Source organism: Thiorhodococcus minor (genome assembly GCF_010820565.1).
Classification (GTDB): Bacteria; Pseudomonadota; Gammaproteobacteria; order Chromatiales; family Chromatiaceae; genus Thiorhodococcus; species Thiorhodococcus minor.
This window is the reverse complement of record NZ_JAAIJQ010000136.1, coordinates 1-9088: the sequence shown is the minus strand read 5'-3', so window position 1 is coordinate 9088 and position 9088 is coordinate 1. Positions and strand designations below refer to the sequence as shown.

The window sequence follows — 9088 nt, the reverse complement described above, 5'->3', positions numbered from 1 at the left end:
AATAGGGTTCTAGCGGAAAGCAGCAGGCAAGCCATTGATTTTAAAGATATCACAACCCCAGAGCAAACGGGAGAGCCGCCGCCATGTTGGGCTTCGTACCTCAGCCCAACCTACGCAGAATTTCTTCACAGTCTCTTGGGCTCGTCCGCTGCCGGCCAGGGAAGCGCAAAGCGCGAGGCCGGTAGTCCCGGGTAGGCGTGTGCGCGTGCGTATTGCCGTAATGACGAAGGACGTGAGTCCTTCGTCGTGAAGGCAATATGCAAAGCGCAGTCACACACGCCGTAGAGTCATTCGTCGTAGGGTCGTGCGTAGCCCGAGTGCGCCAACGGCGCTACTCGAGGCGGAGCAGCGACCCGGAGCGGGACGGCCCGGGCTGAGAAGGTTGTCGCCCTGCGCGAGTCCCGTCGGCGAGGGATCGACCCGACGGGTATCACGAGCGCAGACGCGACACTCCGGCACCTTACGAGACTCCGGGACTTGGCTTCAGGATTGGAGGTCGCGCAGAGTCACCAGGGGCCAGCCAAGCACAGTATCCTTCAAGAGGACAACGTCTTTAGGAGCGACCACCATGCCGCGAGCAGCGACCAATCTTGGTCATCTCAACTATGGCGATTACTGCCGCTGGCCGGACGAGGAGCGCTGGGAGCTCATTGACGGGACAGCTTTCGCGGTGTCGCCCGCGCCGACACGCCTGCATCAGGCGTTGGCCGTCGAGGTCACGCGACAGATCGCAAATCAGCTACTCGAGCATCCTTGCGACGTCTATGCCGCGCCGTTCGACGTGCGACTCCCGAAGTCCAGTGAAGCCGACGATCTGGTGGACACTGTCGTCCAGCCGGATATCAGTGTTATCTGCGACCCGGACAAGCTCGACGACAAGGGGGGCCGAGGCGCACCGGACTGGATCATCGAGATCCTCTCAGCCCGCACGGCCGCTCATGATCAGATTCGCAAGCGCGCGCTCTACGAACGGCATGCTGTGCGGGAATATTGGCTGGTGCATCCGATCGACCGGGTCTTGACCATCTACCGCCTCGACCCTGATGGCGTCTATGGCCGACCGGATAGCGTCGAGCTCGAGGGCGCAACCAAGGCGTCCGCAGTGCCTGGGCTTGAGATCCGATGGCCAACGAATGCGCCCACTGAGGATTGAGCCGAATTGCGGCCACCTTGACGCGAGATGCGCCGTCGCAACGGCTCCCAGCAGTCTCCCACTACCGCTCGTCCAACGGATACACCCAGCCAAGGATCCGCCCACCGTCCGGGCTCTGCGTCCTGCCGGGCTCGACGTCGATCAGGGTGTAGCGACCACCGACGGCGAACAGCCGGATGCGCCTTGCGTAGGCTTGAGGATTGCGCCAGCGACGGTTGTCGTAGTTCTCCTCGGCCAGCTCGACCCAGCCCTGGCCGGGGTTGACGCCGACGACCACGGCGACGTGGCCGAAGCGCCATTCCGGGTCTGTGGGATCTGGGCCGTAGATGACGAGATCGCCGCGCTTCGGGGCACGCTTCCCGGCCCCATTGAGCGACCGTCCGAGCGGAACGGGCTCACGTCCGGGCAGCCGGAGCCCTTGGGTCAGGTCGAAGATGTCGGCGGCCGTCGGCACGTCTCCGAAGGTCAGACTCAGGTTGCGGATCCACCAACGGCGGGCGTACTCGACGCACTGGTAGGTCACACCAGCGTATTCGAGACGCTCGGGGTCTGGCGACTTCTTGGCGACTCGGATCTCACCCGAGCTCGGATCGACGAAGCTGAAGTCCAAGCGCAGGCAAGTCGAGGTGCAGTTGGACCGCGCCTCCACGCCGTCCGCAATGCCGATCCTAGCTCCAAAAGGGGTTTCGCAGGGGCCGTCACAGGCCTGCTTGGCGGCGCGCATCCGTTTCAAACGCTCAAGCGGTCCGGGCGGCGGTGGGCGCTGCCCGAGGTCGGCGCCGTCGGTGTGCGGCGGCAGGCCGACGAGCGCAGCGGCGGCGAGGCCGACTTGCCGAGACGTCGGTGTGCTGTCGGCAGAGGCCGGACCCGAGGCCAGGACTGCCGACAGCGCGAGCGCGGTCAGCATGACGGTCATGCCCGGCCCATTGAGGCGTTGAGGAGGTCGCTGTTGCATCATGTGCACATCCTTTCCCGGGGCGTCAGGCCTGCGTCGGCGGCAGCCCTTGCAGGATATTGCCCCGCACCGGCGGGGCGATGAAGGTCCGCCAAAGCAGCCGGGCCGACCAAGGCTCGCTTCGATTCCAGGGCAGCAGCGACACCAGTCGCGCCATGGTGCAGTAGCCGAAGATGACCTGCGCCCAGGTGCCGATGGTCGGCAGCCAATAGAGGAGCTGCATCTGCGGCGGCAGGGAAACCAGCAGCAGGACGAGATACCAGAAGCGGACCTGCATGGGGAAGGCCGTCAGGCTGCGCTCGCGCAGGCCGAAATGGATGAGCTGGAGGACCGTCAAGGCAACCGCCAAGACGAACCCTTGCGGATAGCCGGCGAGCCCGGCGGTCAGCAGGCAGGCGGTGACGAGCCAGTACCACCAGCTGATGTCCTTGTAGTCGATCATGAGCATGAATTTCTCCGCATCTGTGGGCTTGCGAGCCAGACATTGGGACGCACTGGCACGGGCTCCAGGGCGCCTGAGAGATTTCCGGACGGCCGCGGTCCGCGCGCTCGCGCACCCAAGGGATCAGCCTTGTTGGCGTTGGCGCGATCCGCCGCGCCGCGGTTCTCAGCACGACGGATGTGTCATCATTGGGGCCAATGTTCTGCAAGGGCTCACGGTGATGCAACGCTGGATCAACCCTGAGAAGGGGCGCTACTACTTGGTGGATCTCGTTCAGGATCTGCTCGGAGATTGGACACTGGTACTCTGCTGGGGCGCGCTCGGATCGGGCCGCGGGCAGATGCGCGTGACTGTGGTCCCTTCCAAGTCCGCCGGACTCGACCAGATGGAGATCATCGCCAAACGCCGTCGGCAGCGCGGTTACGAGCTTGCGTCCCAGTGCCCCAGCCTACAGGATGCGGAAGCGGGATGAGCCTGCGCAAACCCCAGCTTCCGCAGCGCCAAGAGGCACGCCCCGCACCCGCGTCCACCGGAGCCTGAATCATGCCCAGCCCCACTCCCAAACGAGCCTCACCGCCAGCATGCGCCCATCCCCGCGACGAGCGCCCGACAGAGGCGGCAGACGACAGAGACGCCGCCAAGCCACGGCCGCGCAGCATGCATGAAGACGTGGAGGTATGGGATGGCTGCGGCTCTTGCGGAGCCGAGCCCTACTGGCTGGAGATCGGCGCCGAGCTGGAAGGCTCGGTGGACGCCGACGATGAGGCGCAGGCACGTCCGACAGGCCAGCGCGCGTCGGGCTCGCCTCGTTGATGCCGGCTCTGGTCCTGGGAGCATCGGCCTCCAGACCGACACCTGTTGACCTGGAGGCCAAGACTCCCAGCGTTGACGCACGCCCTCGGCGCTGACTTGGGTTGAGACCTTGACCGACGCCATCGACATCGCTCTCGCCATTGCAGCGGCAATGCCCGCCGAAACGACGCCATGATGAGCCCCCTGACACGCTGGTGGCAGTCGCTCGCCCCGGACAATGAGCCAGATCCTTTCGACGCGGCGACCTGGGAGCAGGTCTGGAGATCCCTTCCGCTACTCAGCGGCCTGGACGCCGCCGAATCGGCCCGGCTGCGCCGGCTCGCGCTCGGCTTTCTGCGCCGGAAGACACTGGAGCCCGCGCAAGGGCTGGCGCTGACGGACACCATGCGCCTGACCATCGCCTTGTCGGCCGGCCTGCCGGTGCTCGAGCTCGGGCTCGATTGGTACGACGGCTGGTACTCGGTCATCGTCTATCCAGATGCCTTCGTCCCAGAGCATCAAGTCATGGGGGACGACGGCGTGGTTTGGGTGGACGACACAGTGAAGGCGGGCGAGTCCTGGGACCTTGGCCCCATCATCCTCTCCTGGGCCGATCTTCGCGCGGACCGGGCGCTGGATGGTTACAACGTCATCATCCACGAGCTGGCGCATAAGCTGGACGGACGCTCCGGGAGCACCAACGGCTGCCCGCCGCTGCATCGCGGCATGTCGGGCGCAGCCTGGAAGGACGCCTTCGCCGCGGCCTACGACGACCTCTGTCGCCGCGCCAATTCGGGCGAAGACACGCCCATCGACCCCTACGCCACGGAATCCCCGGCCGAATTCTTCGCCGTGGTCAGCGAGGCCTTCTTCGAGGTGCCGTCACTGCTCGTCGGCGAGTACCCGGCTGTCTATAAGCTGTTGCAAGGCTTCTACAAGCAGGATCCGCTTCGCCGGCTGGGCAACGCCAGCGCTCGGACCTGACGCCCGTGGGAGCGCCGCCCTCGGCGCGATCCGCCACCCTTGGAGCCTGACGCGTCGCGCCGGGGCGGCGCTCCCACGGCGACATCTCGAGCTCATTAGCCCCTGCGGCTCAATCGTCGCTCGGCCGACGAGACCGCATCTGCTTCACTCGGCCGCGCTGCTTCTTGGCAGCCAGCCGGCGCTCCTTGGAGCCACGCGTCGGCCGGGTGGCAATGCGCGGCTTGGGACGATGGGCTGCCTGACGGATCAGCTCGGCCAGCCGCTCGCGGGCGTCCTCGCGATTGCGCTCACGGGTGCGGAAGCGATGTGCCTCGATCGTCAGCACCCCGTCCCCGTCGACGCGTCGGCCGCCTAGCCGAAGCAGACGCCGGCGCACGTCCTCGGGCAGGGAGGGCGAGCGTGCAACATCGAAGCTCAACTGGACGGCCGTCTCGACCTTGTTGACGTTCTGACCGCCAGGTCCGGGCGACCGGATAAAGCGCTCGGGGAGCTCGGATTCTGGGATGCGGATGACGGAAGTGACTTGAAGCATGGGCGAATTCTGGGCCGCTGACCCGAGTTGAGCAAGCAGCCGGGTCCGCTGCACCGACACGCGCCGCCCCCTATTCGATGCCGGTGCGAGCCTCCTCCGATCTTCCAGCTGCCCTGAAGCAGTTTCGTAGGAGCCCGCTTGCGGGCGACAAACCAAAGCTCGCCTACGAGATCGCCGAACGAGACGGCGGCAGGTCGCCGCAGCAGGTCCCTTCCATCCCAAAGGCGCAGTGCGGCTTCTGCTGGTCGAAGCGATCGAAGGCGGTCTCGACACCAGCCTCCTCCAAACGCACCAGCGTCCCGCCGGCCCCGCCAAGGGCGGCACCAGCAGGACGTTGCGCATCGTCTTGTTGTTTTCGATTCTTCTTATCGTGCGGCGCCGAGGCAGCCCGAGCCTCCGAGGACCGGCTCGATCGGCCTATCGACGGGGCAGGGTCTGCTCGGCCCTGGCGAGCTGACGCGACCGGGGGCGATCGCTCCGGAGCCGTCAGCGAGAAAGGGTCCACATCTCGCGGCACAGAGGGTGTGGGTGTCGGATCACTGTGCCAGACGGGCTTGGATGGCCGACTTTGATTCTGATTCTTGTGGGCGTCGGCCGCCCGTCCGCGCGAGATGTGGAGGCTGTAGTCTCACCGAGATCAGGTCTCGGCGTCTTGACTCAGAATGACAGGGGTGATGACTCAGGGAGTCATGAAGGGAAAGCCGCCAGCTCCTCTGCGTTGCTTGAGAGTGCGGCGTGTCAAACCGTTACGCGCTGGGGCTCGGCGGCAAGCCCCCGACGTCTGGCCTGGCTGGGAGAGACGCCGAAGTGCTTGCGGAAGGCGCGGCTGAAGTGGGAGGAGTCGTTGAAGCCCCAGGTGTAGGCGATGTCGCTGATGGAGCGGTGGGCCGAGTCGCTCTGGAGCAGCTCGCGGTAGCACTGCTCCAGCCGCTGCGTCCATACCCAGCGCATGATGGAGATGCCTTCGTCGAGAAACAGCCGGTGGATCTGACGCGGCGACATCCCGACGGACTCGGCGATCAGCTCCACACTCAGCTCGGGATTACGCAGGTTGAGCTGGATGACCTTCTTGACCTGGTCTTTCTGATAGAGGGACTGGCGGACGCACTCCCCATTGATGGGAACGGCGAAGCACACCAGGGCACCCATGAGGTCGATGACGACGTCAGCCAGCCGCTCGCCACCCTCTCCCGCCAAGCTCTCGCGCCAGTGGTGCATGGAGCGGATGGCGTCGCAGAAGACGGCCGAAACGCCGTTCTTGCCCGGAATCTGTGTCAGCATGGCCGCGCGCCAGAGTGGGAAGCGGTCGGCGATCTCCGCCTCCGGTGCCTCGACGAAGGCGGCACGAAAGGAGTCGGATAGGGAGAGCTCCAGCGACTTGCCGGTGCGCATGAGACAGAGATCGCCAGCGCCGAGCGCCGTCTCGCGTCCACCCTGAGCGACCCGTGCCGCGCCTTCGACCAGGATAAGCGCGGTGACGCCTGGAGCCTGCGTGCTGCCCTGGGTCGTCAGCGACAGGGTCTCGCCGGTCGCCTTAAGGAGTCCGACCCGACCCAGGGCACAGGTGCGAGCACTTGGCACGCCGCTGACCTGAGCACAAGACGCAGAAGCACCACCCGAGTCGAGCCGCTGCTGCAGCCCTTCGAAGAGGGTCGGCGCGTCGACTGAAGATGCCGCACCTTGCGTGGGAATCGCTTTGAGCGCCGGCGTCTGGGTGGCGAATTCCTGCTGATCGTGCTCGGCTCGCATGCGTCTCCTTCCGTCCGGGGAAGTGGTGTCTCCTCGAGACTCTGCCGGCCACGAACCGCAGTGTCAAGGATGCCTGTCAAATCGAGCGTCAATTTGCATTGACAGTTGTCATTCAACTCGCGCGAGCCCCATGATCTCACCCAGGGCAACGAGCGCCGTCTCAGGAATCTCGCGCCGAGGCTGGTGGCCGGCAGTTCGCCCCATCCAGCGACCAACAGCCAGTCACCACAGGTCATGAGATAGAACGGCGACCGCGAATGGCCTTAGGCTATCCGCATGCATCCACCGACCGAGGATCGATGCCATGGCCACTGCCAACGTCTTCTCCCGCCTCCTCTCCATCGCGCTTCCTGATCGGCTGGTCTGTGAGGAGAGCAATAAGAGTCCAGCCTTCACCATCGAGCTGACCGCCGATGGCATCATTCCCTTCCCTCAGATCATCCTGCGCCAGCATGGCCGCGAGTACCTGATCAGAGGGGATGAAATCCGCTTGTCGGCGACCGAGCCGGACGGAGCGCACAGCTACAGCGCCGAGGTTTCGCCGGCGCTTCTCGGTCCAGGCGAGGTCCAGATCCAGATCGAAGGCTGCCGCAAGGCCGACTTCCACCAGGCCGGGGGTGCCGATTGGATCAAAACCTTCCGCAGCATCGCCTTGGCGCGCGCGCCCCGCCCCGCGGCACCGCGCATCCAGGGCGGCGACCAGCCCGTGCTCTACTTCGGCATCCACAAGCACATGCACCAGCCCTACTATGATGCGGTGGATCCCAACTACTGGGACGGTGAGAAGGACAGCATCTTCGGCTCGCGCGGCGGTCCCTATGTGGACTTCGTGGCGGCGGCCATTCGCCAGTACGAGGAGGCCGGACTGCCGCACGGCGGGCTGACCTGCAGCTGGAGCGGGTCGCTGATCGAGCAGCTCGATCGCTGCGCCGAGCAAGGCCGCTGCGGCGGGCGCTTCAGCGATTGGACGCGCGAGGTCCGCGCGGTCGCTCACCTTGAGACGACGCTCGGCAATCCGCGCCTGGATCTCAGCGCCTTCGGCCACTACCACCCGCTGATGCCGCTGATCCCGGAGCGCGACATCGTCCGCCAGATCCAGCTGCACCGCGAGCTGATCCCCGAGACCTTCGGCGCACCGGCGTCCAACATCCTCTTCCCGCCGGAGACGGCCTTCCACCCGCGCATCATCCCGGCGCTCAACCAGGCCGGCATCCAGGCGGTGATGTACGACTCCATCCACCGCTACCGCACCTGCAAGGACTATCCCTACGGCGGCATGAGCGAGGGCATGCTGCCGCCCAACCCCGCCGACCAGGTCAACCCGCCCGTGAGCGACTGGCTGCGCCTGCACAATGTCTGGACGGGCTCGGAGATCGCGCCCAGCCTGCTCAAGCCCGAGTACCTGGCCTATACGGACCCGGACGGCGTGACCCACAAGATCATCGGCATCCCGGCCGAGCGCTACATCGGCAACGAGGACGCGCGCGGCGGCTTCGGCGCCCTGCAATACCCGGACGTCTTCGAGCAGCTCTACCAGCACCTGCTCGATCACGGCGGCTTCGACCCCAAGCACCCGCCCTTCCTGCTGCTGCACTCGGACGGCGACAACCACGGCGGCGGCGCGGAGAGCTACTACCGCCACAACACGGCACGCATGATCGAGTGGCTTGGGGACGACCCGCGCTTCGAGCTGATCGGCATCGCGGACTATCTCCAGCGTTTCCCGCCCGACCCGGACCAGGCCGTCCATGTCGAGGCCGGCTCCTGGAGCGGCGCCGACAACGGCGACCCCCAGTTCATGAAGTGGTTCAGCCGCTACCGCGAGCCCTACTCGCCCGACCTCAATTCCTGGGCCGTGCTCACGGCGCTGCAGAATGCCGTCCACACGCTGGAGGACGCCGAGCCGGATCACCCCATTCTGAGCGAGCTGACACGCCTGCTGCTCACGGCCGAGGCCAGCGACTACTGGTACTGGACCGGGCAGTCGGTCTGGGACCAGCAGGTCACCAACGCGGCCAATCGCGCCTGGTCGATCGCGGGCAACGAGCTGGAGCGTCTCGCCGGCGGCGGCGCCGACCGCACCGGCCCGACCATCTTCCCGCCCTGGGTCACGCCGGAGAATCCGGGCGGCAAGCAATGGGGCCAAGGCTGCCTGGAGGACGCCCCGCGCGAGGGCCGGGTGCACAGCTTCGTCTACGACCTCTCCGGGGTCGAGCGCGTCACCTTGCATCTGCGCTCGGCCAGCGGCGAGCAGCGCATTGCGATGACGAACCGCGGACCTTACCCCTGTCAGACGGGTGCAAAGGTCACGGCTCAGTATGTCACCGCGGACCTCCCGGTCGGCCTCGGCGACCTGCGCTATTTCATCGAGGCGGAGGACCACCGGGGCAATGTCTCGCGGGGGGCGCTAGAGCGGATTTTCCTTGCTTGAGCAACAAGACGCACTCGTAGGGTGGACAAGCGCAGCGCAGTCCACCAACT

General features: G+C 66.1%; 9 protein-coding genes. 5 read left to right on the top strand and 4 right to left on the bottom strand.

The genetic code is table 11. The features are described 5' to 3' along the window. The first annotated feature begins 568 nt into the window (after positions 1 to 568). Positions 569 to 1153: a Uma2 family endonuclease gene (locus G3446_RS24700; RefSeq protein ID WP_164456338.1), complete on the top strand. Its 585-nt coding sequence runs from the start codon at positions 569 to 571 to the stop codon at positions 1151 to 1153. Positions 1154 to 1214: 61 nt separating this feature from the next. Here G3446_RS24700 and G3446_RS24695 read toward each other — a convergent pair whose 3' ends face one another. Together G3446_RS24695 and G3446_RS24690 are read right to left on the bottom strand one after the other, a co-directional pair. Continuing rightward, positions 1215 to 2111 (bottom strand): CHAP domain-containing protein, encoded by an 897-nt coding sequence (locus G3446_RS24695; protein ID WP_245232744.1) that lies wholly within the window; start codon positions 2109 to 2111, stop codon positions 1215 to 1217. 22 nt (positions 2112 to 2133) lie between these two features. Continuing rightward, on the bottom strand, positions 2134 to 2556 hold the full coding sequence (locus tag G3446_RS24690) for a hypothetical protein (protein WP_164456336.1): 423 nt from the start codon (positions 2554 to 2556) through the stop codon (positions 2134 to 2136). Between the two features lie 214 nt (positions 2557 to 2770). Between G3446_RS24690 and G3446_RS24685 the strand changes: the two genes are divergently transcribed. The 3 genes from G3446_RS24685 (at position 2771) to G3446_RS24675 (ending at position 4326) form a co-directional block, all read left to right on the top strand. Continuing rightward, complete coding sequence (locus tag G3446_RS24685) at positions 2771 to 3022, top strand: WGR domain-containing protein (RefSeq protein ID WP_164456334.1); 252 nt, start codon at positions 2771 to 2773, stop codon at positions 3020 to 3022. A 71-nt stretch (positions 3023 to 3093) separates the two neighbouring features. Next, positions 3094 to 3363 (top strand): hypothetical protein, encoded by a 270-nt coding sequence (locus G3446_RS24680; RefSeq protein ID WP_164456326.1) that lies wholly within the window; start codon positions 3094 to 3096, stop codon positions 3361 to 3363. Between the two features lie 171 nt (positions 3364 to 3534). Beyond that, positions 3535 to 4326 carry a M90 family metallopeptidase gene (locus G3446_RS24675; protein ID WP_342450227.1) on the top strand — a complete coding sequence of 264 codons (792 nt, stop codon included), beginning with the start codon at positions 3535 to 3537 and terminating at the stop codon, positions 4324 to 4326. Positions 4327 to 4435: 109 nt separating this feature from the next. Here the strand turns inward: G3446_RS24675 and arfB are convergent, their stop codons facing one another. Next, a complete protein-coding gene (gene arfB / locus G3446_RS24670; protein ID WP_164456332.1) occupies positions 4436 to 4858 on the bottom strand; it encodes an alternative ribosome rescue aminoacyl-tRNA hydrolase ArfB in 423 nt (140 codons plus the stop codon). 738 nt (positions 4859 to 5596) lie between these two features. After that, entirely contained in the window at positions 5597 to 6607 is a 1011-nt protein-coding gene (locus tag G3446_RS24665) for a helix-turn-helix domain-containing protein (protein WP_164456330.1), read from the bottom strand. 304 nt (positions 6608 to 6911) lie between these two features. Between G3446_RS24665 and G3446_RS24660 the strand changes: the two genes are divergently transcribed. Then, complete coding sequence (locus G3446_RS24660) at positions 6912 to 9038, top strand: polysaccharide deacetylase family protein (protein ID WP_164456328.1); 2127 nt, start codon at positions 6912 to 6914, stop codon at positions 9036 to 9038. Positions 9039 to 9088 lie beyond the last annotated feature (50 nt).